General features: G+C 58.3%; 22 protein-coding genes. 6 read left to right on the top strand and 16 right to left on the bottom strand.

Annotated features, from left to right (window positions below):
• Positions 1–4 precede the first annotated feature (4 nt).
• The 4 genes from panC to pcnB form a co-directional block, all read right to left on the bottom strand.
• Positions 5–907 (bottom strand): pantoate--beta-alanine ligase, encoded by a 903-nt coding sequence (panC, locus tag DU506_RS10010; RefSeq protein WP_114486801.1) that lies wholly within the window; start codon positions 905–907, stop codon positions 5–7.
• A 76-nt stretch (positions 908–983) separates the two neighbouring features.
• Positions 984–1,775 (bottom strand): 3-methyl-2-oxobutanoate hydroxymethyltransferase, encoded by a 792-nt coding sequence (gene panB, locus DU506_RS10005; RefSeq protein WP_114486800.1) that lies wholly within the window; start codon positions 1,773–1,775, stop codon positions 984–986.
• 97 nt (positions 1,776–1,872) lie between these two features.
• Positions 1,873–2,394 carry a 2-amino-4-hydroxy-6-hydroxymethyldihydropteridine diphosphokinase gene (folK, locus tag DU506_RS10000; RefSeq protein ID WP_114486834.1) on the bottom strand — a complete coding sequence of 174 codons (522 nt, stop codon included), beginning with the start codon at positions 2,392–2,394 and terminating at the stop codon, positions 1,873–1,875.
• A 14-nt stretch (positions 2,395–2,408) separates the two neighbouring features.
• Entirely contained in the window at positions 2,409–3,803 is a 1,395-nt protein-coding gene (gene pcnB / locus DU506_RS09995) for a polynucleotide adenylyltransferase PcnB (RefSeq protein WP_114486799.1), read from the bottom strand.
• 96 nt (positions 3,804–3,899) lie between these two features.
• Between pcnB and DU506_RS21455 the strand changes: the two genes are divergently transcribed.
• Positions 3,900–4,079 (top strand): hypothetical protein, encoded by a 180-nt coding sequence (locus DU506_RS21455; RefSeq protein ID WP_147273747.1) that lies wholly within the window; start codon positions 3,900–3,902, stop codon positions 4,077–4,079.
• 574 nt (positions 4,080–4,653) lie between these two features.
• Here the strand turns inward: DU506_RS21455 and DU506_RS09990 are convergent.
• From DU506_RS09990 to dksA, 5 genes are all read right to left on the bottom strand, one after another.
• The gene (locus DU506_RS09990; RefSeq protein ID WP_114486798.1) at positions 4,654–6,030 is read right to left on the bottom strand and encodes a sigma-54-dependent transcriptional regulator; all 1,377 of its coding nucleotides are present in this window, start codon (positions 6,028–6,030) and stop codon (positions 4,654–4,656) included.
• Positions 6,008–8,959 (bottom strand): ATP-binding protein, encoded by a 2,952-nt coding sequence (locus DU506_RS09985; protein WP_114486797.1) that lies wholly within the window; start codon positions 8,957–8,959, stop codon positions 6,008–6,010. Before DU506_RS09985 ends, DU506_RS09990 begins: the two co-directional genes overlap by 23 nt.
• Positions 8,949–9,125 carry a hypothetical protein gene (locus tag DU506_RS21625; protein WP_181870735.1) on the bottom strand — a complete coding sequence of 59 codons (177 nt, stop codon included), beginning with the start codon at positions 9,123–9,125 and terminating at the stop codon, positions 8,949–8,951. The genes DU506_RS09985 and DU506_RS21625 overlap by 11 nt, the downstream gene beginning before the upstream one ends.
• A gap of 6 nt (positions 9,126–9,131) precedes the next feature.
• Complete coding sequence (gluQRS, locus tag DU506_RS09980) at positions 9,132–10,031, bottom strand: tRNA glutamyl-Q(34) synthetase GluQRS (protein WP_114486796.1); 900 nt, start codon at positions 10,029–10,031, stop codon at positions 9,132–9,134.
• 87 nt (positions 10,032–10,118) lie between these two features.
• Entirely contained in the window at positions 10,119–10,556 is a 438-nt protein-coding gene (gene dksA, locus DU506_RS09975; protein ID WP_114486795.1) for an RNA polymerase-binding protein DksA, read from the bottom strand.
• 151 nt (positions 10,557–10,707) lie between these two features.
• Between dksA and DU506_RS09970 the strand changes: the two genes are divergently transcribed.
• Together DU506_RS09970 and sfsA are read left to right on the top strand one after the other, a co-directional pair.
• Positions 10,708–11,868 carry an aminotransferase class I/II-fold pyridoxal phosphate-dependent enzyme gene (locus DU506_RS09970; protein ID WP_114486794.1) on the top strand — a complete coding sequence of 387 codons (1,161 nt, stop codon included), beginning with the start codon at positions 10,708–10,710 and terminating at the stop codon, positions 11,866–11,868.
• The gene (gene sfsA, locus DU506_RS09965; protein WP_181870734.1) at positions 11,868–12,635 is read left to right on the top strand and encodes a DNA/RNA nuclease SfsA; all 768 of its coding nucleotides are present in this window, start codon (positions 11,868–11,870) and stop codon (positions 12,633–12,635) included. The genes DU506_RS09970 and sfsA overlap by 1 nt, the downstream gene beginning before the upstream one ends.
• Here sfsA and DU506_RS09960 read toward each other — a convergent pair.
• From DU506_RS09960 to DU506_RS09935, 6 genes are all read right to left on the bottom strand, one after another.
• Entirely contained in the window at positions 12,607–13,062 is a 456-nt protein-coding gene (locus tag DU506_RS09960) for a DUF4426 domain-containing protein (RefSeq protein ID WP_114486792.1), read from the bottom strand. The genes sfsA and DU506_RS09960 overlap by 29 nt on opposite strands.
• A gap of 27 nt (positions 13,063–13,089) precedes the next feature.
• Positions 13,090–13,686 (bottom strand): methionine biosynthesis protein MetW, encoded by a 597-nt coding sequence (gene metW / locus DU506_RS09955; RefSeq protein ID WP_114486833.1) that lies wholly within the window; start codon positions 13,684–13,686, stop codon positions 13,090–13,092.
• On the bottom strand, positions 13,686–14,870 hold the full coding sequence (gene metX / locus DU506_RS09950; protein ID WP_114486791.1) for a homoserine O-succinyltransferase MetX: 1,185 nt from the start codon (positions 14,868–14,870) through the stop codon (positions 13,686–13,688). The genes metW and metX overlap by 1 nt, the downstream gene beginning before the upstream one ends.
• 30 nt (positions 14,871–14,900) lie before the next feature.
• Positions 14,901–15,494, bottom strand: coding sequence for a YggT family protein (locus DU506_RS09945; RefSeq protein WP_114486790.1), 594 nt, complete (start codon positions 15,492–15,494; stop codon positions 14,901–14,903).
• Between the two features lie 48 nt (positions 15,495–15,542).
• Complete coding sequence (gene proC, locus DU506_RS09940) at positions 15,543–16,367, bottom strand: pyrroline-5-carboxylate reductase (RefSeq protein WP_114486789.1); 825 nt, start codon at positions 16,365–16,367, stop codon at positions 15,543–15,545.
• A gap of 99 nt (positions 16,368–16,466) precedes the next feature.
• Positions 16,467–17,171: a YggS family pyridoxal phosphate-dependent enzyme gene (locus DU506_RS09935; protein WP_114486788.1), complete on the bottom strand. Its 705-nt coding sequence runs from the start codon at positions 17,169–17,171 to the stop codon at positions 16,467–16,469.
• Positions 17,172–17,206: 35 nt separating this feature from the next.
• Here DU506_RS09935 and DU506_RS09930 point away from each other — a divergent pair, with 35 nt between their 5' ends.
• Both DU506_RS09930 and DU506_RS09925 read left to right on the top strand, forming a co-directional pair.
• Complete coding sequence (locus DU506_RS09930) at positions 17,207–18,241, top strand: type IV pilus twitching motility protein PilT (protein WP_114486787.1); 1,035 nt, start codon at positions 17,207–17,209, stop codon at positions 18,239–18,241.
• A 42-nt stretch (positions 18,242–18,283) separates the two neighbouring features.
• Positions 18,284–19,450, top strand: a complete 1,167-nt coding sequence (locus DU506_RS09925; protein ID WP_114486786.1) for a PilT/PilU family type 4a pilus ATPase — start codon at positions 18,284–18,286, stop codon at positions 19,448–19,450.
• 1 nt (position 19,451) lies between these two features.
• Here DU506_RS09925 and DU506_RS09920 read toward each other — a convergent pair whose 3' ends face one another.
• Positions 19,452–20,600: an anhydro-N-acetylmuramic acid kinase gene (locus DU506_RS09920; RefSeq protein ID WP_235825503.1), complete on the bottom strand. Its 1,149-nt coding sequence runs from the start codon at positions 20,598–20,600 to the stop codon at positions 19,452–19,454.
• Between the two features lie 120 nt (positions 20,601–20,720).
• Here DU506_RS09920 and tyrS point away from each other — a divergent pair, with 120 nt between their 5' ends.
• The gene (tyrS, locus tag DU506_RS09915) at positions 20,721–21,920 is read left to right on the top strand and encodes a tyrosine--tRNA ligase (protein WP_114486784.1); all 1,200 of its coding nucleotides are present in this window, start codon (positions 20,721–20,723) and stop codon (positions 21,918–21,920) included.
• The last annotated feature ends 283 nt before the right edge of the window (positions 21,921–22,203 follow it).

Raw genomic sequence — 22,203 nt, 5'->3', positions numbered from 1 at the left:
TCCTTTATTGCGACCCGGGCGGGTTTGCGCCTGGGGTGGTATCAGTGGTGTCGACAGGCGTTTCGGGTAAACGCAGGCTGAGGTTGTCGATCAGGCGCGTGGGCCCCAGCTGTACTGCCGCCAGCAAGACGGCCTCCCGGGTTTCGGCGTCGACAGGGCCGAGCAAGGTATCGCGCAGCTCAAGATAATCGGGAGTGAGGCCGGCATCATACAGGGCGCAATAGCCTTGGTGTAGTACCTTTTTTAATGATTCGCCCGCTTCCAGCGCCGAACGCATATCGCACAGGGTGCGGTAAAGCCGGGTGGCGATCTCACGCTGTTCGAGGCTCAAATAACCATTGCGCGACGATAATGCCAAGCCGTCTTCAGCACGAACGATCGGCACCCCGATAATCTCGATAGGCAGATGCAGGTCGCGCACCAGTTTGCGAATCACCGCAAGCTGTTGATAATCCTTTTCACCGAAGCAAGCCACATCCGGTTGCACCAGATTGAAAAGCATCGTGACCACCGTCGAGACACCGTCAAAATGACCGGGGCGTGAACCGCCGCACAACCCTTGGCTAACATCGGGCACATGCACGCGCGTCTGATTTTCTAACCCATCAGGGTAGAGAGTCGTGGTCGTCGGAGCAAACAACACATCACAACTGGCGGCTTCGAGTTGAATCTGGTCGGCCTCGAAAGTACGCGGGTAGGCATCGAGGTCTTCGCCCGGCCCAAACTGCATGGGGTTGACGAACAGGCTGGAAACCACCACATCCGCATTCTGGCGGGCGCTTTCCACCAAAGCGAGGTGTCCAGCATGCAAGTTGCCCATGGTAGGCACCAAAGCGATGCGTTGCCCGCGGCGTCGGTATTCGCCGAGGGCGTCACGCAAGGCCTGAATGTCTCGCAAGGTACGCATCAAAGGCTCCTAAGAGTGAAAACCTTGAAAAGGCATATGCTCAGCAACGTTCTTGCAAGCAGTCTCAAAAACGCTCTTAAAAACAATGTTCAGGCGCCGGAAAGGTTCGTGCCTTGACGGACTCATGATAGGCCTTGAACGCTTGCTGAATAGACCCGCCTTCCTGGAGGAAGTTTTTTACGAAACGCGGGGTCTTGCCGTGGGTTACCCCCAGAACGTCGTGCATCACCAGGATCTGGCCGTCGACATCAGGACCGGCACCGATACCGATGACCGGCACATCCAGCGCCTCAGTGATTGCCTTGCCCAGGCTCGCGGGGACGCATTCCAGAAGAATCACCGAAGCACCGGCCTCTACCAGGGTGCGGGCATCGGCAAGAATTTGCTCGGCTTGCTCGGTTTCTCGGCCCTGAACCTTGTAGCCACCCAGTTGATAGACTGACTGCGGTGTCAGTCCCAAGTGGGCACAGACGGGAACGCCGCGGCGAGTCAATTCGCGAATGCCATCGGCCATCCAGGCTTCGCCTTCCACCTTGACCAGCTCGGCACCCGCGCGCATCAATGCGCCCGCATCTTGTAGCAAGCGTTCGGTACTCGAGTTGCTCATGAACGGTAAATCCACCATCAACAGGCTCGCCCCTTTGCCACGGGCGGCGCAACGGCTGTGATAACAGATATCGTCCAGGGTGACCGGCAGGGTGCTGGTATGGCCCTGCAGCACCATGCCCAGGGAATCGCCCACCAGCAGCACTTCTATGCCGGCATGACTGGCAGCGTGAGCAAAGGAGGCATCGTAGGCGGTCAGGCAGCTGAACGTCTCGCCAGCGCGTTTGAACGCTTGCAATGTGCTCAGGGTGACGGTTTTCATGGCGTGCTCTCGTTTTTCTGAGGCCGGCGCAAGGAGCCGAGCGTGATGGAAGTCGCCGGCCGAATGTATATGACACTCGGAGCGTAACCGGTAATTGTTACCTGAATTCACCACCGCTGTCGAGATGTGTGTCCAGGGGTAGCGCTTGAGGTATCGCTTCGGGAGGGAGTGCTGCCAGCCAAGCGTGTAAAGGGCGCTGGCCGATCAACAAGCCGGGGGCGATTTCCTGCAGAGGTAACAGAACAAAACCGCGCTGCTGGATGTGGGGATGGGGGACGCAAAGCCGCGGCAAGGCTAATTGCTGTGTATCAAACAGTAAAAGGTCGAGATCCAGGGTGCGAGGCCCCCAGTGGCGCGCACGCCGACGCCGATGTTGTTGCTCCAGCGCCTGTAGTTGATCCAGTAATGCCAAGGGGGAAAGCCGCGTGTGAAGGGCCGCTACGGCATTGATGAAATCTGGCTGATCCTGTGGGCCAACCGGGCGGCTGAGGTAAAGCTGTGAGGCTTTTGCCAGGGAAGTGAGGGGTAACCGATTCAACGCCGCCAAGGCCTGGATAACCCGAGCGCGAGGGTTATCCAGGTTGCTGCCCAGGCCGATATAGGCGCGATGAGGAGTAATAGGGCTCACCGCGATCAACTGTCTTGCGTGGGGCGTGGCTTACGACGTCGCCGACGTTTACGTTGGCCCGAGCCTTGGCTGGCAGGATCGCCTCCCACCTTTTGCAGTAACCGGCGCTGCTCATGCTCGTCGCCTTGCTGAAATGCCGTCCACCAATCACCTAGCCCCGGTTCCAGCTCGCCGGCTTGTTCACGCAGCAGCAAGAGGTCATAGGCGGCACGAAAGCGTGGATGCTCGCGAGTCTGAAAGGCGCGCTTGCCCCGGCGTAGGGGGAGACGTTGTTGCAACTCCCAGATATCGCGCATCGGCATGCCGAAACGTTTGGGAATCGAAGTGTGATGCAGTTGACGCGAGATAACCTGTTGCGCGGCCGCTTGCAGGGCCGGGATCGGCGGCATGCCGCTATTTTCCAGCTCGGCGAGACGTTGTACTACCGGCGCCCATAAAAAGGCGGCAAGCAGAAACGCCGGTGTGACCGGTCGGCCTTCGGCAATGCGCTTGTCAGTGTTCTGGAGCGCCTGTTCGATCAAGGGCTCCGCCCAAGGCAAGTCGACCATGGCTTCTTCAGCTTCGGGGAAAAGCATGGCAAACAGGCCGTAATGGCTGAGCAACCGGAACGTGGTCAAACCATGGCCCGCCATGAATAACTTGAGCACTTCATCGAACAAGCGTGCCGGGGGAATCTGCAACAACAGCGGCGCCAGCTCATGAATAGGCGCTTCACTATCGGCAGCGATATGAAAGTCGAGCTTGGCGGCAAAGCGGACGGCGCGCAGCATGCGTACCGGATCTTCGCGATAGCGTGTGGCCGGATCGCCAATCAATCGCAGCGTGCGGGTCTCGATGTCATGCACGCCGCCAGCGAAATCGTGAATCGAGAAATCGGCGATGTTGTAGTACAGGGCGTTTATGGTGAAGTCGCGCCGTATGGCATCTTCCTGGATATCGCCCCAGACGTTGTCTCGCAGTAGCAAGCCATTCTCGGATTGGTGGGCGATGTGGTTGCCGTGATCATCGCTCGGCTTGCCACGGAAGGTAGTGACCTCGATCACTTCACGACCGAAGCGCACATGCACAATACGAAAGCGACGGCCGATCAAGCGTGAGTTGCGAAATAAATCCCGTACCTGTTCAGGTGTGGCATTAGTGGCAACATCAAAATCCTTCGGCATTTTACCTAGGAGGGCGTCACGAATGCAGCCGCCCACCAAATAGGCGCCGAAGCCTGCGCTATCCAGGCGATAAAGCACCTTGAGCGCGGCCTCACTGAAATGTTGACGTGAGACGGGGTGCTCGTCACGAGGAATCACTTGGGGAACCATGGGGCCGGATGGGCTCTCCTGAGGCTCGAATAGCGACTTTAGGCGCCCACTCGGGCTTTGTAGGAAACGGGTAAATCCTTTGAACATGCGGCGTTATCGACTCGCAGAGTGCAGAAAAGTAAACGATGCAGGGCGCTGAGTGTAGCCGACCCCCAATGCCTTGCAAAGTGCAGGAGACATGCAGTGACAAAAACCTGGGCGCCAAACGCACAAAAGGGAGGCTTTTGGGCCTCCCCTATCAAGTGGTTGCTCGGCATCCATGCCGGTGTTTTTCTTTGTGATGGGCATCGCCCTGAATACGCACCACAGTCAGGAAAGGTCATTATTGCTATTGATCCGACCGTCTCGTATTCAAAACAATAAACCAACTACGATGCATTTCTCCCCGGCGAGTTGTTTTTGTTACCGGGAGGTACTGATTGAGACGCTTGTTGTTATTGGACGTCTCGTTGTACATCGTATTCTGATTATCGGGCCATTCACTTGTTGAGCTTGTTGTTGTTATTAGCCGCACACATTGGCGCGGGCAAGTGATCGTCGAGATGGCATTGGCGGTTGTTATTGTTGGCGCCGCTATCTCAAAAGGCTTGAAGCATTGTTATTGTTGGTGTTCAAACCGGCGGATGTCGTCCTGTTGTTATTGTGAGAGGACTGCCGCTATGCCCGGGTTGCTTTTCTTACCTAGTAATACTGCAGACCCTGTGCCATGTATTTTTTTGTCAATATATTTCAACGGCTTAAATTTTTTTCGTTCAGTCCGAGCGAGGAGGAGGGGGGATAGTGTTACCGCTGATACGCTGCTTTTCGCCAATCGATGTGTGAGAAGGTAACAATTACAAAGTAACACCGAAGGAAAAGTACGTTTATAGATCAATGGCTTAGACGTTAGTATAAAAGAATGTTAAGCATTTCATTGCAAAAATTGTTACGACAAGCATCACAAGGGCCTTCGAGCTGTCTTCTTGCGGGGAATGCCCAGGCGTTGGCGGCGTTCCCACAAGTTCTTGCGGCTAATCCCCAGTTTTTGGGCGAGCTCCGTTTCGCTCATTTGGTCCTGATGTTCCAGCACAAAATGCTGGAAGTAATCCTCCAGCGAGAGGTCATCCTCGTTGGGAGGCTCAGCTACGCTGGGGGATGTCGCATTAACCGGTGCCGGGCGCATGGTTAGCCCGGTGGGTGCAAGCCCCAGGTCATCGGTGTGAATCAGATGGCCTTCGGCAAGAATGACACCCCGCTCCAGGGCGTTTTCCAGTTCCCGAACATTACCCGGCCAAGGGTAGTCCTTGAGTTCACTGCGTGCGGATTTGGACAGCCGCAGCCCCTCGCGAGAATGGCGCTTGCACGCTTTTTCCAGCAGGATGTCGGCAATCTGCAAGACGTCGTCCTCGCGTTCCCTCAAGGGGGGGAGGTCGATTTGCATGACGTTCAAGCGGTAATAGAGGTCGAGGCGAAACTCACCGCTTTTCGACAGGGCTCGCAGGTCACGATGGGTGGCAGCAATCAGGCGGACATCCACATGCCGGGTTTCCACCGAACCGATCTTGCGGATCTCGCCTTCCTGGAGCACGCGCAGCAGACGCGCCTGGGCATCCAGTGGCAATTCGCCGATTTCATCCAGAAACAAGGTGCCGCCATCGGCCGCTTCGACCAGGCCGGTACGGGAGGCGCTGGCCCCGGTAAAGGCGCCTTTTTCATGGCCGAAAAGCTCGGATTCGATCAGGGTTTCCGGAATCGCAGCGCAATTGACGCAGATCAGCGCCGCGCGGGCGCGTTTGCTTTGTTGGTGTAACGCCCGAGCCACCAGTTCCTTGCCGGTACCCGATTCGCCCTGGATCAATACCGTGACATCGGCGGGAGCGGTCTTGCGAATACGGGTATATACCTGCTGCATGGCCACGCATTCACCGATCATGGACTGGCGGCTGCCACCCTTGTCGGTCACGTCCGGTGGCTCGCTGTGCTGGATAGCCTGCTGGCGCAGGATGCGTGAAACCGTCTCGAGCAGCTCGTCGTGATCGAACGGCTTGGCGATATAATCCACCGCGCCTTGCTTCAGGGCGTCCACCGCCGAGCGCATGCTGGCGTAGCTGGTCATTATCAATACCGGTGCGGGAGCGGCGGCTGCAATCAGGCTGGTACCCGGTTCGCCGGGCAGGCGCAGGTCGCTGATGATCAGGTCAAATTGGCTTAGCGCCAGGGCCTGGGCGTCCTCCGCGCTTTCCACTTCCTGGACATGATAGTCGTGGCGCTCAAGTAATCGCTTGAGCGCACTGCGAATAATCGCTTCATCTTCAACAATCAGTATTCGACGCATCGCTGAGCTGATCATCCTGTGAGTAGAGCGGCAACCAGAGCGTAATGGCGGTGCCACGGGAATGGCCGAGGGGCGGTGAGGTGATCTCGATCTTGCCTTGGTGTTCGGTCACGATCTGATAAGCCAGCGCGAGACCCAAACCAGTGCCTTGGCCGGCGGCCTTGGTGGTAATGAACGGTTCGAACAAACGATCACGTACCTTGGGGTCGATGCCCTGGCCATTATCGGTCACTCGCCACCAAGCTTGAGCGTGTTGAGTGCCAGCCTCAATATGAATATGGCCTTGTGTCTGGCAGGCGTCACGGGCATTGCTCAATAAATTGACCATTACCTGAGTCAGGCGCTGTGCATCACCGCGCACCACCAGCTGGTCAGGGCAACTGTTTTCGAATGTGACATCCTCGCCTGCCCGGGCCAGATGGATCAAGTGCAAGGCGTCTTCGGTGATGTTCGACAGGGTGACCGGTTCTGCCGGCAGGGGCGTCGCCTGGCGCCCGCCATGGGCAAATCCTACCAGGGAATTGACGATTCGCGTCACTCGCCGAGTAAGTTGCTGGATCTGATCGGCGGTCTCGAGCAATGCCGGGTCGTCGGTGTCATAGCGCAGGTTCTGTGCCAGTGAGGAAATCCCGGTGATGGGGTTGCCGATCTCGTGGGCTACGCCGGCGGCCAACTGGCCGATTGATGCCAGCCGCGCGGCATGAACCAGTTCATCTTCAAGCCACTTCATCTCGGTATGGTCTTCGATGAGTATCACGCTGCCACCGCGGCTGTCATGGTCGCTGAGTACGGCTTTATGCAGGGTCAGGAAATAGGTTTTTCCATGCAGCGTGACGGCCTGTTTGTAGAGAGGGGTATGATCCAGTGCCAGGGCCTGACCCAGCAACGCCGGCCAGGGGGCAGGGAGACTATCTCGCCGTGCGCCGATGACACTGTCGCCCTCGATTGCGGAAAGGGCGGTCAAGGCCTGGTTCCACATCAGCAATTCCTCATCATCGCCGAACACGCAAAGCCCGATAGGCAGGTAGGCAAGGGTGCGGCGATGGTGGCGGCGCAAGCCGTCGAGTTCCCGAGCCAGGCCGGTTAGCCGGGAACGATAGGCTTCCAGGCGGCTTTCAACGAAATGTATATCGTCGGTCGCGGGTTGGTCGTCATGGCGATAAGGCAGGTAGCGGTCGACGATATCACGGGCCACGGACGGCCCCATCAACCCGGAGAGATTGGCCTGAATTCGATCCCTCAGGCGTCGCAGTGCATAAGGGCGGCGCTCATTAACGGCTAACCCCAGATCTTTCAATGCACGGGTGACTTCGCGCTGGGCGGCCTCGTCACCCAGGGCTTGAGCCAGGTGTCGGGGAAAATCTTCGGCCGTGGCGGCATCCAGTGGCAATCGTTTGGAGCGAATCACCGCGTCCACCGAACAGGCTTCCGCGGCGGATTTTTCGCCGGTGGAGGTCCGGGTGAATAGCGACACCATGATCAATGCCATGATATTCAAGCCTAGGGCGAGCAAGGTGACGTGATACCAGAGGGGCGCATCGGCAGGTGCCAGCGGCGTGAGAGGAAAGGCCGGAATGACTGTCGGAAACAATAAGGGTAACCACAGCCCCCACAGCCATATCATTACGCCTATCAATAATCCACTGACCATGCCTTTACGGTTGGCTCCCGGCCAGTACAGCAACGCCAGCATGCCGGGCAGGCACTGGGCCATTCCCACAAAGGCGGCCAGGCCCAGCGTGGTCAGGTCATTGTGCATTCCCACGGTGCGATAGAATAGCCAGCCACCGAAAATCACCGCACCGATCAGGGCGCGACGCAGCCAGCGCAGCCAGCCGTAGAGATCGGCACGGGCTTCAGGCGGGTGAGCTACCAGCACCACATGGTTGAGAATCATGCCTGAAAGTGCCAGGGAAATAATGATCATGGTGCCGCTGGCGGCGGCCAGACCGGCAATGAACACCAGCGCTCCCACCCACCAACTTTCCGACAAGGCGAAAGCTGAATAGGCCGCGATGGAAACATCGAAAGTGCCACGTGCCTGAGTGGCCCATAAAATCAGCGGAATCGGCAGCGCCATCAGCAGCAAGAACAGCGGCAGAGTCCAGCTCGCCTGCAGCAAAGTGCGCCGGGAAAGCGTTTCGGCAAAGGTGATGTGAAACAGGTGCGGCATCAGAAAGGCTGCGGCAAAGAACAATAACAGCAAGGTGCGCCACTGAGCCGGTTCCAGCTGAGGTGTGGCAGCTTGATAGGCCAGCCCCGGCCCTTCCAGCCACTGTTGCAGATCGCCTGGGCCGTCGAATACCCCAAACAGGGCAATGCCGCCCAACGCTGACATGGCCAGAAGCTTGACGATGGATTCAAGCGCGATCGTTGCCAGAAGCGTGTCGTGACGTGCATGAAGCTGGCTGTGACGTGCGCCGAAAATCACGGCGAACAAAGCGATAGCGGCACAGAATAACAGGGCAACGAGGGCCGGTGAGTCGCTTCCCGTCATGAGGTGGGTCGCTTCACCCAGGATTTTCACCTGCAAGGCCAGAAGGGGCAGTACCGCCAGCAGGCTGACCAACGTTACCAGGGAGCCCGCCCAGCGTGAGCGAAAGCGAAAGGCAAAGAGGTCGGCGAGGGACGCTAACTGATAGGTGCGAGTGATGCGCTGAATGGGTACCAGCAACACCGGAGCCAACAGAAAGGCACCCGCGGCACCCAGGTAATACGCCAGGTAGCCGAAGCCGGCATGAGCGGCCAGCTCGAGACTGCCGTAAATCGCCCAGGCACTGGCATACACCCCCACTGCCAGGATGTAGACCATCGGGTGACGGACAATACGCACCGGTACCCAGCCACGTTCGATGATAAAGCCACAGCCGAACAGTAAGACAAGGTATCCGAAACCGAGCAACAAAAGGCCGACTAACTCAACGCTCATCCAGCTTCCTTTTTTGTTCCAGCCACAGCGTCAAGGCGATCAACCCCCCCCAGATAACAAAGGGGCGGTACCAGGCAATATCCGGGTCGCCCCAGCCATTCATCAGCAGCGGCGAGAGCAGATAGCCGCCGAATACCAGAAACAACATGATGCGATACACATACATGGCCGCTTACTCCGATTGTTTCCATGGGCGGGAAGGCGTCGCGTTTAGGCGAGAGACCGACCAATGGGAGATCGCCCATTCAAGCTGGGCTTCAACCGATGCCCCGGCAAGTACCCTGGGCGGCGCCTGATCCAGGGCCTGCAAGGCTTGAAACAGCAGGCTGCGAACGGCGTCACCTTCTTCGGGTAATGCCGGCGCCAGGGTCTGTTTGGAAAGCTTTTGTCCCTCGGTGCTCACGATCAAGGGCAAGTGTAGGTAACGGGGTTCGGCAAACCCCAGCGCCTCTTGCAACTGACGCTGCCAGGGCGTGTTGTCGAGTAGATCCAGCCCCCGCACCACATGGGTAATGTGCTGCTCGGCATCGTCGACCACCACGGCCAGCTGATAAGCCCAGAGGCCGTCTTTTCGTTTGAGGACCACATCGCCCAGGGTTTCGGGGTCGAAGGACTGAGGGCCGAATAAGCGGTCGTGCCACGCTACGGGGCGCAACCCCAGGTCACTGCGCAGGCGCCAGGCCACCGGTTTGCCAACGTCACGAACGCCGTCACGGCACCAGCCGGGGTAGATGGCGTGCTGGCGCCATTGCTTGCGTGAACAGCTGCAAGGATAGGCCAAACCAAGCTGTTCAAGGCGCAGGAGTGACGCGGCATACGCCGCGCCATGAAGGCTTTGATAGCTCACCTCGCCATCCCAGTGCAGGCCGAACGCTTCGAGCTGGCGCAGGATCGTGTCGGCGGCCCCTGGCGGGCAGCGGGGTGGGTCGATATCCTCGATACGCAGAAACCATTTCCCTCCCACGGCGCGAGCATCGAGATAACTGCCAAGGGCGGCTACCAGCGAACCGAAGTGCAGCGGGCCGGAAGGCGTGGGCGCAAAGCGGCCGCGATAACCGGCGGTGTGAGGCATGCGCTGTCCTCGTTTGATGTGTTCGGGGTAACATGCAAACGGGCACCCTGAGGTGCCCGTGCAAGCGATCAGCATTCAAGGATAAGCTTAGCTGCCTAGCTGCTTTTCCTTGAGTTCGGCCAAGGTTTTGCAATCGACACACAGCGTGGCTGTGGGCCTTGCTTCCAAGCGTCGAATACCAATTTCCACGCCACACGCCTCGCAGAAGCCGTAATCGTCTTCGTCGATCTTATCCAGCGTTTCGTTGATCTTCTTGAGTAGTTTGCGTTCTCGATCCCGGGTACGCAATTCCAGGCTGAAACCTTCTTCCTGAGTCGCGCGGTCTGCCGGGTCGGCGTAATTGTTGGCATCTTCCTGCAAGTGGCGCACGGTGCGATCCACTTCTTCCATGAGGTCCTGCTTCCAATCCAACAAGAGCTGCCGGAAGTGTTCCAGCTGCTGCTCGTTCATGTATTCTTCACCCGGTGCCGGCTGGTAAGGGGTGAATGGCTTGGACGCTTCCTGTTGCTTTTCCGCTACTGGCATGGGACTGCCTCTTACGTAAGTGACTGCTGATCAATCATCGACGCGTCAATGATCTCACGCCAAAGGGATGCTTGTTTATCTGAAAAACACAGGCTTTGCAAGCCTAATGATGTATTTAATACGTTAGTTTACTATCAAAAAGGAGGCTGTGATGGCCTGGAACCCCCGCGTCAATCTCGTCGCCCCTTTTCGGGTCATGCACTTACTGGAATTAGCCCAGGCCAGAGAAGCGGCGGGGCATGATGTGATTCACCTTGAAGTCGGCGAGCCGGATTTCGCCACACCGGCACCGGTGATGGCTGCCGGACAGCAGGCACTGGCGCAGGGGCGCACGCGTTACACGCCGGCAGCCGGCCTTCCTGCCCTGCGTGAGGCGATTTCGCACCACTATGCCGAGCATTTCGCTGCCACAGTGGCTCCCGAGCGAATCCTGGTGACTCCGGGGGCTTCCGGCGCCTTGCTGCTGGCGAGCCAGTTGCTCGCGGGTCCTGGCGACCGGGTGTTGATGGCCGACCCCAATTACCCTTGCAACCGGCATTTCATGGCACTGGCCGGTGCCGAGGTGGATGCCGTCTCGGTAGGGCCGGAAAGCGGCTGGCAGCTGGATGCCGAGCTTATCCAACGGCACTGGCAAACCTCCACCCGTTTGGCGATGCTGGCCACCCCCTCCAACCCCACCGGTCACACCCTGGATGTCGCTAAGCTCAACGCCGTGGCCGAAGGCGTCTTCGCCAAGGGTGGGGAGTTGGTGGTCGACGAGATTTATCAGGGGCTGAATTATGATGACGCCCCGCTTTCGGCCACGGCGTTGACGCCGGATGCCTTCGTGGTCAACAGTTTCTCCAAATATTTCGGCATGACCGGTTGGCGCCTGGGGTGGTTGGTGGCGCCGCAAGCTGCCGTCGAGCCGTTGACCCGGCTGGCGCAGAATGTCTTCCTGGCAGCTTCCACACCGGCGCAGTATGCCGCTTTGGCTGCGTTTACCCCAGAGTGTCGCGCGATTCTCGAAACCCGCCGAGAAACGCTGAAAGCTCGCCGTGATGCGCTACTGGCTGGTTTGGTGCCGCTGGGGTTGGCGCCGTCCTTGCCGCCTCAGGGGGCGTTTTATCTATGGCTGGATATCTCGCGTTACAGCCGCGACAGCCAAGCTTTCTGTGAACGCTTGCTGGAAGAAGAAAACGTGGCGATTACCCCGGGCATTGATTTCGCCGTGCGGGGTGGTGAGCACCATGTGCGAATCGCCTTCACCAATGAGGTGGCGCGCCTGGAAGAAGCCGTCTCGCGTCTAAGCCGCTTCGTGGGCCGGCTATAATGCTGGTCTATCCTGAACTGGTTCCGGGCGTGCTGCTCAAGCGCTATAAGCGGTTTCTGGCCGATGTGCGCCTGGATGATGGACGCGAGGTGGTGGCACACTGTCCCAATACCGGCTCGATGCGTGCGGTCAATGTGCCGGGTTGTCGGGTATGGCTCTCGCCCAGCGATAACCCCAAACGCAAGCTGGCCTGGACCTGGGAATTGATCGAGCTGCCGCAAACCGGCGGCAGCCTGGCGCTCGCCTCGGTGCATACCGGACGCGCCAATCGTATCGTCGAAGCAGCCTTGCTTGCCGGACATTTGGCGCCGTTACGTGGCTATGCCAGCTTGTATCGGGAAGTGAAAGTGGCGGATTCACGGCTGGATTTCAAACTGGATGATCCGCAGCGCGGTAGCGCCTACGTGGAGGTCAAGCAGGTAACCCTCAAGGAAACCGATGATCATGGCTATTTTCCGGATTCCATCAGTGTGCGCGGCACCAAACACTTAAAGGCATTGAGCGCTCTGGCACGCCAGGGGGAGCGGGCGGTATTGGTGTTTTGCGTGGCCCATGAAGGCATCGAGGACGTGGCGCCGGCAGCGCATCTGGATGCCGCCTACGCGGTGGCTTTACGCGAGGCGGCAGCCAGCGGCGTGGAGATACTGGCTTATGGCATCAGCGTGACACGAGAGGGGCCAAGGCCCATCAGTATTTCACTGGAACGGGCCTTGCCGGTGCGGATCGCCGGGCCGGGGTTCAGCGATCCAGGTAAAATCGCTGAATGAAGCTGACTTCCGCCGGGGCCTGATTGCGATCGTAACGTACGTCCAGGTCGAAGCGCATGGGTTCGTCTTCCTGAATACGGAACGTTGCCAGCTGATAAGTGGAATCGCCGTCGTGAACCGTGCGAAATGCCAGGTTGCGCGGTGTGTCGGTCAAGCCGCTGACACTGCCTTGAACGCTAGCGTTGACCGGGCGGCTACTCCCGTCAGGTTGTGTTTCAAGTACGCTGACATTGAGCAAGGCGATGCCTTGGCTACGCTGAATGTTGTTAGCCTGGGCGACTTCTGGCGTCAGGAAACTGGTATTGACGGCGCTGTAATGAATCTCGTAATCGCCTACCTGAGTGTATTGCTGGGCAAGGGCGTGACTGCCTAGCCCAAGTGCCAAGCCAACGGCAAGGCTGGCGTAGGCCATGAAACGTCGCAGCATGGTGGTATTGCTCCTGTAAGGATTGAGTTAGGTGCGCTGGCAGACCCGGAAGATGGCGATTTCACCAAACAGGTTGGGCCACAGTCGCGATGTCCAGTGTCCGCGGTGGTCTCCCACTCCCACGGCGCGATCGACAATCATCAGACCCTTGTCACGGCACAGGTGTTCAAAATCATTGAAGGTGGAGAGATGGATGTTGGGTGTGTCGTACCAGGCGTGGGGCAGCGATTTGGACACCGGCATGTAGCCGCGAATTCCCAAATGGACGCGATGCCGCCAGTAGGCGAAGTTGGGGAAAGTGATAATGCCTTCTTTGCCGACGCGCAGCATTTCATCGAGCATCTTATCCGGGCGGCGCAGGGCCTGGAGCGCTTGCGTCATGATCACCAGGTCGTAGCTTTGGTCGGCGAAAGCGCCAAGGCCATCGTCCAGGTTGTGCTCGATGACGCTAACCCCCCGGGCGATGCAGGCGGTAATGCCATCTGGCGCAATCTCCAGACCGTAACCCGAAACGTTTTTCTGTTGTGAGAGCGTCTCCAGCAGTGTGCCGTCGCCGCAAGCCAGGTCGAGAACATGAGCCCCTTGCGGTACCCAGTCGTAGATCAATTCCAGGTCCGCACGCATCATCTTGCCTCCCTAATGCCGAGATCACGGGCCACACGTGACATGTAGCCACTGAAAATCGCCTGATAACGCGCTTCCGGCAGCAGGAAGGCGTCATGGCCGTGAGGCGAGTCGATGTTGACGTAACTCACGGGTTTGCCGGCACTCACCATGGCATCGACCAGCTCGCGCGAACGCGGAGGGGGGAAGCGCCAGTCAGTAGTGAAACTGACCACTAGAAACGGGCACTGTGCCGGGGCCAAAGCGCGCGCCAGATCACCGCCGTGGATCGCCGCAGGGTCGAAATAATCCAGTGCCTTGGTCATCAGCAGGTAGGTGTTGGCATCGAAGGAATTGGAAAAAGTGTCACCCTGATAGCGCAGGTAGGACTCCACCTGAAATTCCACCTCATAGCCGAAGTTCAGGTCATTGGTGCGTAAGTCACGCCCGAACTTGGTGCCCATGGCATCTTCGGAAAGGTAGGTGATATGCCCCACCATGCGCGCCAGTTTGAGGCCGCGCCTGGGTACGGTGTCATGCTCGGCATACCAGCCGTCGTGAAATTCAGGGTCCGAGCGAATGGCTTGGCGAGCCACTTCGTTGAAGGCAATGTTCTGGGCCGAAAGGCGTGGTGTGGCGGCAATGACCACCGCATTGGCTACCCGTTCCGGGTAGGCCGTGGTCCATTGCATGACCTGCATGCCGCCCAGGCTTCCGCCCACCGCCGCGGCGAAGCGCTCGATACCCAGGTAGTCGGCCAGGCGTACCTGGCTGTTTACCCAGTCGCTGACCGTGACCATGGGAAAGTCCGGCCCCCACTGGCGCCCGGTTTCCGGGTTATGGCTGACCGGGCCGGTACTGCCGTGGCAACCGCCCAGGTTGTTGAGCGACACCACGAAAAATCGGTTGGTGTCGATCGATTTTCCGGGGCCGATATGCGCATCCCACCAACCTGGTTTAGGGTCTTCCAGGGAGTGATAGCCGGCGGCATGGTGATGGCCGGACAGCGCGTGACAGATCAATACCGCATTGTTGCGCTGGGCATTCAAGGTGCCGTAGGTCTCATAAACCAGGTCATAAGCCGGTAGCACCTTGCCACAGGCTAGCGCCAGAGGCGTGTCGAAGTGTGCCACCTCTGGGGTTATCAGACCGACGGAATCGGCCGGTATCGGTTCAGTGACGGCGCTTGGGTGTGAATCAGGCATCGAAAATGTATGTCCCACTGATAAGTCGAATCACAGGCCCACCAAGGAGCCGGAAATGCCAGCGGCGCGAATCAAGGATCCAACCACCAGGCCATCAATCAAGTTGATGAGGATGAACACCACGATGGGGGAGAGATCGATCATGCCCAGCGGTGGAATCACCTTGCGTACCGGCGCCATGATGGGTTCGACCAATTGCATGACCAGCAATGCGCCGGGATGACTGGCATTGGGCGCCACCCAGCTCAGGATTATCATCACGATCAAGGCGAAGAAATAGATCTTCAAAATAGCATTGGCCAAGGCTGCCACACCGGCGATGGCGAGTCCGCCGATTGGCGGAAATCCCACGCCGATCACTTGAAAGATCACCACGATACTGATGACCTTGAGTACGAAACCGGCGGCAAGCGTGGCCAGATCGAAGCGCCCGGCTACCGGGCCGAGAAAGCCCTGAAAGAGCCCGACCACCGGCTGTGTGAGCTTGACCACCGATTGGCTTATCGGGTTGTAATAATCGGCGTGTGAGGCTTGCAGCAAAAAGCGCAGCATCAACAAGAACAGGTAAATATTGATCAGGGTATTGACCAGCATCAACCCGGCGCTTCCCAATTGGTTGCCCATGAGGCTCCTCCGTTACAGTCGTCCGTTGGCTTATTTGGCACCAGATGCTTATTTACCAGCAAGCTCTTTGCCCATTTCCTGAGCGCGATGAGCGCAGGCATCCATGGCGTCTTGAATGGTTTTGCGCAACTGGGCATTTTCCATATGTTCGATGGCCCGTTCGGTGGTGCCACCGGGGGACATGACGTTTTTCTTCAGCGTGGCGGGGTCGTGCTCACTTTGCTGTGCCATGCGGGCAGCACCCAGGGCGGTCTGAATCGCTAACCGGCGAGCCGTGGCGGCAGGCAAACCGAGCTTGACCCCGGCGGCTTCCATGGCTTCGAACATCAAGAAAAAATACGCCGGTGCGCTGCCGGAAACCGCGGTGACGGCGTCGAGCAAGCGTTCTTCTTCTACCCACTCCACCAGGCCCACGGCTTCCATCAGTTGGGTGGCGGTCTGACGCTGTTGTTCGCTGACCGCTGCGTTGGCGTAGAGGCCGCTGGCGCCGCACCCCACCAGTGAGGGGGTGTTGGGCATGCAGCGTACCACGGCCAGGCCGCCGCCCAGCCAGGTGTCGATGGTGGTGGCGTCGAGCCCGGCGGCAATCGAGATGATCAAGGGCCGCTGATGCTGGATGCTGTCGCGCATGTTCTCGCATACGTCGCGCATGATTTGCGGCTTGACCGCCAGCACCACCACATCGGCGTTGGCCACGGCGGTTGAGTTGTCGGTCTGGGTGTTGATGCCGAAGCGTTCATTGACCGGTTCCAGCGCAGCATCGCTGGGAGAGGTGGCGGTAATCGAGGTGGGGGCCATGCCGCTGTCGATCAAGCCGCCGATGATGGCACCGGCCATGTTGCCGGCACCGATAAAGGTAATCTGGGTCGCCATGAAGTGCTGTGTCCTGTGTCGAGTCGTTAGCGAGTCGGCGCAAAGCCGAGCGTTTGGCTGTGGTCTTGACGAACTATGTTGTGATCTTGAAGAACTATGTTAATGCGTCGCGCGCGCTCCGAAAATCGCGGTTCCCAGCCGAACCAGCGTGGCACCTTCTTGAACCGCAGCTTCCAGGTCGTCACTCATGCCCATGGAGAGCGTGTCCAGGGGTGTTTCGGGAAGCTCTTGCTGTAGCTGCTCCAGAGCATGGCGCAACCTTGCAAAAGGTCGGCGCTGTTCCGCCAAGGAGTCTGCCGGAGCGGGAATGGCCATCAGGCCGCGTAGCCGCAGGTTAGGCAAGTGAGCGACTTCCCGAGCCAAGGCGGGAAGCGCCTCAAGGCTGACCCCGGACTTCGAGGGCTCCGCACTGATGTTGACCTGTAAGCATACATTCAGAGGGGGCAGATTTTCCGGGCGTTGCTCATTGAGACGCCGAGCGATCTTTTCACGGTCGACGCTGTGCACCCAGGCAAAATTTTCGGCCACGGCACGCGTTTTGTTGGACTGCAAGGGACCGATAAAATGCCAGACGATGTCGTCGAAGTCGGCAAGTTGCGTCTGCTTCTCCAGGGCTTCCTGAAGATAGTTCTCACCGAATTCCCGTTGGCCGAGTTGCCAGGCCTGGCGGATCAGCTCGGCAGGCTTGGTCTTGCTCACCGCCAGAAGTCGCGCTGCATTGAGAGGGCGCCCGGCTTGCTCCAGAGCAAGGTGAAGGCGTTCGCGGGTACTGGCGAGTGACGCTGGGAGTGTGATGTCTGTCATACTCAAGGCAACCTTACCGCAGCTGGGAAAGTGACATGGATATTACCGAACTGCTGGCGTTCTCGGCAAAGCAGAATGCCTCGGACTTGCATCTTTCGGCAGGTTTGCCTCCGATGATACGCGTTGATGGCGATATTCGCCGTCTCAATGTGCCCGCCATGGACAATACCGAGGTCCGGAAACTGATCTACGACATCATGGGCGATCGACAGCGCCGTGACTACGAAGAACACCTGGAAGTCGATTTCTCCTTCGAAGTGCCAGGGGTGGCGCGTTTCCGTGTCAATGCCTTCAACCAGGCCCGGGGCGCTGGCGCTGTCTTTCGTACCATTCCCAGCAAGGTCTTGAGCATGGAGGAGTTGGGGCTGGGTACCACGTTTGAACAGCTCGCCATGCTGCCACGCGGGCTGGTGCTGGTAACCGGCCCTACCGGTTCGGGCAAAAGTACCACCTTGGCGGCAATGCTCGACTACATCAATGACAATCGCTACGAGCATATTCTCACCATCGAAGACCCGGTGGAATTCGTGCATACCAGCAAGCGCTGCTTGATCAACCAGCGCGAAGTGCATCGCGATACCCATGGGTTTGCCGAAGCTCTGCGCAGCGCCTTGCGCGAAGACCCCGATGTGATTCTGGTGGGTGAGCTACGTGACCTGGAAACAATCCGTCTGGCGCTGACCGCAGCCGAAACCGGCCACCTGGTACTGGGCACGCTGCATACTACCTCGGCAGCCAAGACCATTGACCGAATCATCGACGTGTTTCCCGGCGAGGAAAAAGCCATGGTGCGCTCGATGCTCTCGGAATCCTTGCAGGCGGTAGTGTCGCAATCGCTGCTCAAGCGTCAGGGCGGTGGCCGGGTGGCGGCTCACGAAATTCTGATAGCCACTGCGGCAGTGCGTAACTTGATCCGTGAAGACAAGGTGGCACAGATTTATTCCGCCATTCAAACCGGGGGGAACTTGGGCATGCAGACCCTGGATGCGTCTCTTGCGCGTTTGGCTAAAGAGGGACTGGTGAGTGTGGAAGCCGCCCAGGCGCGAGCCAAAGGTGAGCTTGCGCTGTAAATTCCTGTTGATTGACTGCGATGAAAACGCGAGGGAGAGGGCATGAGTGAATCGCAAGCTGGCCGTGTGACGCCAACGCAATGGCTGCACCAATTGCTGGATATCATGGTGACGCAGCAGGCCTCGGACCTGTTGATTTCGGTGGATGCGCCACCGAGTCTCAAGATGGCCGAAGGGGTGGTGCCGCTGGGCAAGCAGCGTTTGTCCAGTCATCAAGTGAACGAGCTGGTCAATGTCACCGTTCCCGAAGGGTTGCGTGAACGCTTCAAACAGGAGCGCGAGGCCAATTTTGCGCTGAGTTTTGGAGAAAAAGGACGTTTTCGCGTCAGTGCCTTTCAGCAGCGCAATCAGCTGGCGATGGTGGTCCGGCGTATCTCGCTGGAGATCCCGAAGCTTGAGGCCCTGGGCGTGCCGCCGCAATTGGCTGAGCTGGCGCAGGCCAAGCGCGGGCTGGTGCTGGTCGTGGGGGGAACCGGTACGGGTAAATCGACCACGCTGGCATCGATGATTCAGCAGCGTAACGAAACAATAGGTGGCCACATCATCAGTGTGGAAGACCCGATCGAATACCTTCATCCGCACAAGAAGGCCATCGTCAATCAGCGTGAAGTCGGGATTGATACCGAGTCTTTTGAAGTGGCGCTGAAAAATACCCTGCGTCAGGCACCCGACGTGATTCTGATCGGCGAGATTCGTACCCGTGAAACCATGGAACATGCGCTGACCTTTGCCGAGACAGGGCATCTGTGCCTGGCCACGCTGCATGCCAACAATGCCAATCAGGCGCTGGACCGGATTATCAATTTCTTTCCCCACGAACGTCACCAGCAGATCTGGATGGATCTGTCGTTGAACCTGCGTGCGATCATCGCTCAACAGTTGTTGCCTTCCCGAGACGGTGGGCGCTGTGCAGCAATCGAAATCATGCTGCAATCGCCACGCATCGCCGATCTGATCAGCAAGGGCAATGCCGGAGACATCAAGCCAGCCATGGCCGGTGCGCGAGATATGGGTATGCAGACCTTCGACCAAGCCTTGTATGACTTGTACCGCGAGCAAAAAGTCAGTGCAGAGGTTGCGCTATCGCATGCCGACTCCGTCAATGAACTGCGCATGATGATCAAGTATGGCGAAGCGGGGAAAGGAGGGGATTCCTCGGTGGATAATGCCCCCAGTGGCCTGGCGCTGCGTGATGAAGACGATTTCTGACTCAGGCTGAATAAATTCCTCCCAATACGCGTAAGCCCTTGGCGCCGGTTACCGACGGCAGGTTTCCGGGCAATTGGGCAAGCCGCTGATGAGCCAGCCAGGCAAAAGCACCGGCTTCTATCCAGTCTGCGGGCCAACCCCAATCGGTGCTCTCGACCAGTGCTGTTTCGGGCATTCGCCGGCTCAGGCGAGTGAGCAAGTGAGAATTGTGAGCACCCCCGCCACATACAATTAAGGCTGCAGGCGACGGGGCGGCCAGTTCTTCTCTTGCCATTTCCACGCCGAGCGCCACACTGACAGCGGTCAGTTCAGCCAGGGTGGCCTGGACATCTTGCGGTGCTTCGTTACCGCTGAGGTGTGTCGTCAACCAGTCCATATTGAACACTTCGCGGCCGGTACTGCGTGGCGGTGGCCGATGGAAGAAAGGCTCGCTCAGCAGGCGTTCCAGCAGCGTTTCATCGAGCCTGCCCGACGCCGCCCAGGCGCCATCCTTGTCGAAGCGCTCGCCAGGGTGATGATAGGCGTGCCAGGCATCCATCAAGGCGTTGGCCGGGCCGGTATCAAATCCCAAGGGAGCAATGTTGCTGTCTCGGGGGGCAAGCCAGGTGATGTTGGCAAAGCCGCCCAGATTGAGCACCAGGTGATGCTTCTCGTTTGCGGCAAAGACCGCTTGATGAAAGGCGGGAGCCAGGGGTGCGGCTTGCCCGCCTGCGGCGAGATCGCGCCGGCGAAAGTCGGCGACTACCGTGCAATGCGTCAATTCGGCCAGCAGGCTGGGGTTGTCCAGCTGCAAGGTGTAAGGCGGCCCCTCGCCATGACCGTAAGGCGCATGTTCGATCGTCTGCCCATGGCTGCCGATGGCGGTAATGCGTTGGCTCTTCATGTTGGCTTTGGTCAGCACGCCGTGTACCGCCTGGCCTTGAAGCTCGCAAAAAGCGGTTTCAGCCTCGGCCAGCTGGGCAAAGCTTGCCTGGTCGGCATGGCAGAGTTCAAGCAATGATTGTCGCAAGGCGTCCGGCATAACTTCGTCATGGGTGGCAATCAGCTTAGGAGGTGCATTGTTGCGAATCGCCACGAGGGCGGCATCAATTCCATCCATACTGGTGCCGGACATCAGTCCTATATAGTAGCGAGTTGGATCTTGTGGCATCGGTGGTGTCATCCCTGCTGTCCGTAGGCTCAACCATGGGGGTCTGACATGGTAACATCATGCGCTATTTATCCCTTGAGCCGCCCTGGCGGGCGACGTGGTCAAACTGGAGAGCATCTAATGAGTGAGGTGGCACAGGCCTTGGCGCTATTGCAGCGCGGTACGCAAGAAATCTTGCTGGAAGATGAGTTAAGAAAAAAGCTTGAGTCCGGGCGTAAGCTGCGTATCAAGGCGGGATTCGATCCTACGGCACCCGATCTGCACCTGGGGCATAGTGTGTTGCTGACCAAAATGCGCCAGTTTCAGGAGTTGGGGCATGAAGTGATTTTCCTGATTGGGGATTTCACCGGGCGTATCGGCGACCCCACCGGCAAGAACGTCACCCGCAAGCCGCTCACCGAAGAAGAAGTCAAGGTCAACGCCCAGACCTATAAAGAACAAGTGTTCAAGATTCTCGACCCGGAAAAGACCGAAGTGCGATTCAATGCTGAGTGGTTCTCGGCGATGAGTGCGGCGGATATGATCGAGCTTGCCGGCCAGACCACCGTGGCGCGTATGCTTGAGCGAGATGATTTCGAGAAGCGCTATAAATCGGGGCAATCCATTTCAATCCATGAGTTTCTCTACCCGCTGGTCCAGGGCTACGACTCCGTGGCGTTGAAAGCCGATGTGGAGCTGGGGGGCACCGATCAGAAATTCAATTTGTTGATGGGACGCGAGATCCAGAAGCATTTTGGTCAAGAGCCGCAGGTGGTCATTACCATGCCGTTGCTTGAAGGTCTCGACGGTGTGCAGAAAATGTCCAAGTCGTTGGGCAATTATGTGGGCGTCGATGAATCGCCGGGCTCTATGTTCAACAAGCTCGTGTCGATGCCTGACAGCTTGATCTGGCGTTATTTCGAATTGCTTTCGCTGAAATCCAACGAGGAAATCGAAGGGCTCAAGCGTGATGTCGAGGTCGGAGCGAATCCGCGAGATATCAAGATGACGCTGGCACGTGAATTGATTGGTCGCTATCACGGTGAAGAGGCCGCAGCGAATGCGCATAAGTCTTCCGGCAATCAGCTGGCCGAAGGTGAGCTGCCGGAAGATTTGCCGGAAGTCGAGGTGGACTTCGAGGGTATCGATCGGGTGCCGATTGCTGCCGTACTCAACCGTGCCGGTCTTGCCAACAACAGTGCTCAAGCCAAGGATATGCTGGGCAATGGCCGAGTCAAGGTGGAGGGCGAGGTGGTCGAGCGTGATCATATGCTTGAGGTGGGAAGCAGTTATGTGATCCAGGCAGGCAAGAAGCGCTATGCCCGTGTCAGTGTCCGCTGAAATTTTTTTACACCCAGGGCTTGCCAGTGTCCCGGCCAGGCGGTAGAGTACGCATCCGCTGCCGGGAACGCTAGGCGTTTCCAGCGGTGAATGAGGTTGAAAAACCTCGGTTTGTCATAGGGTTAGCGGTTTCGAGGTCAGGCCAGACGGCATCGAAATTGACCATTGACAACCACCCAGGAAGGCGTAGAATACGCTTCCTCGCTGAGGCCAAACGGTTACGGTCTCGCGACAGCTCTTTAACAATTGATCAGGTAATTCATGTGGGCGCTTGCCGATGAGG

This window comes from Vreelandella rituensis, assembly GCF_003336665.1.
Taxonomy (GTDB): Bacteria; Pseudomonadota; Gammaproteobacteria; order Pseudomonadales; family Halomonadaceae; genus Vreelandella; species Vreelandella rituensis.
This window is presented reverse-complemented; position numbering and strand designations above follow the sequence as displayed.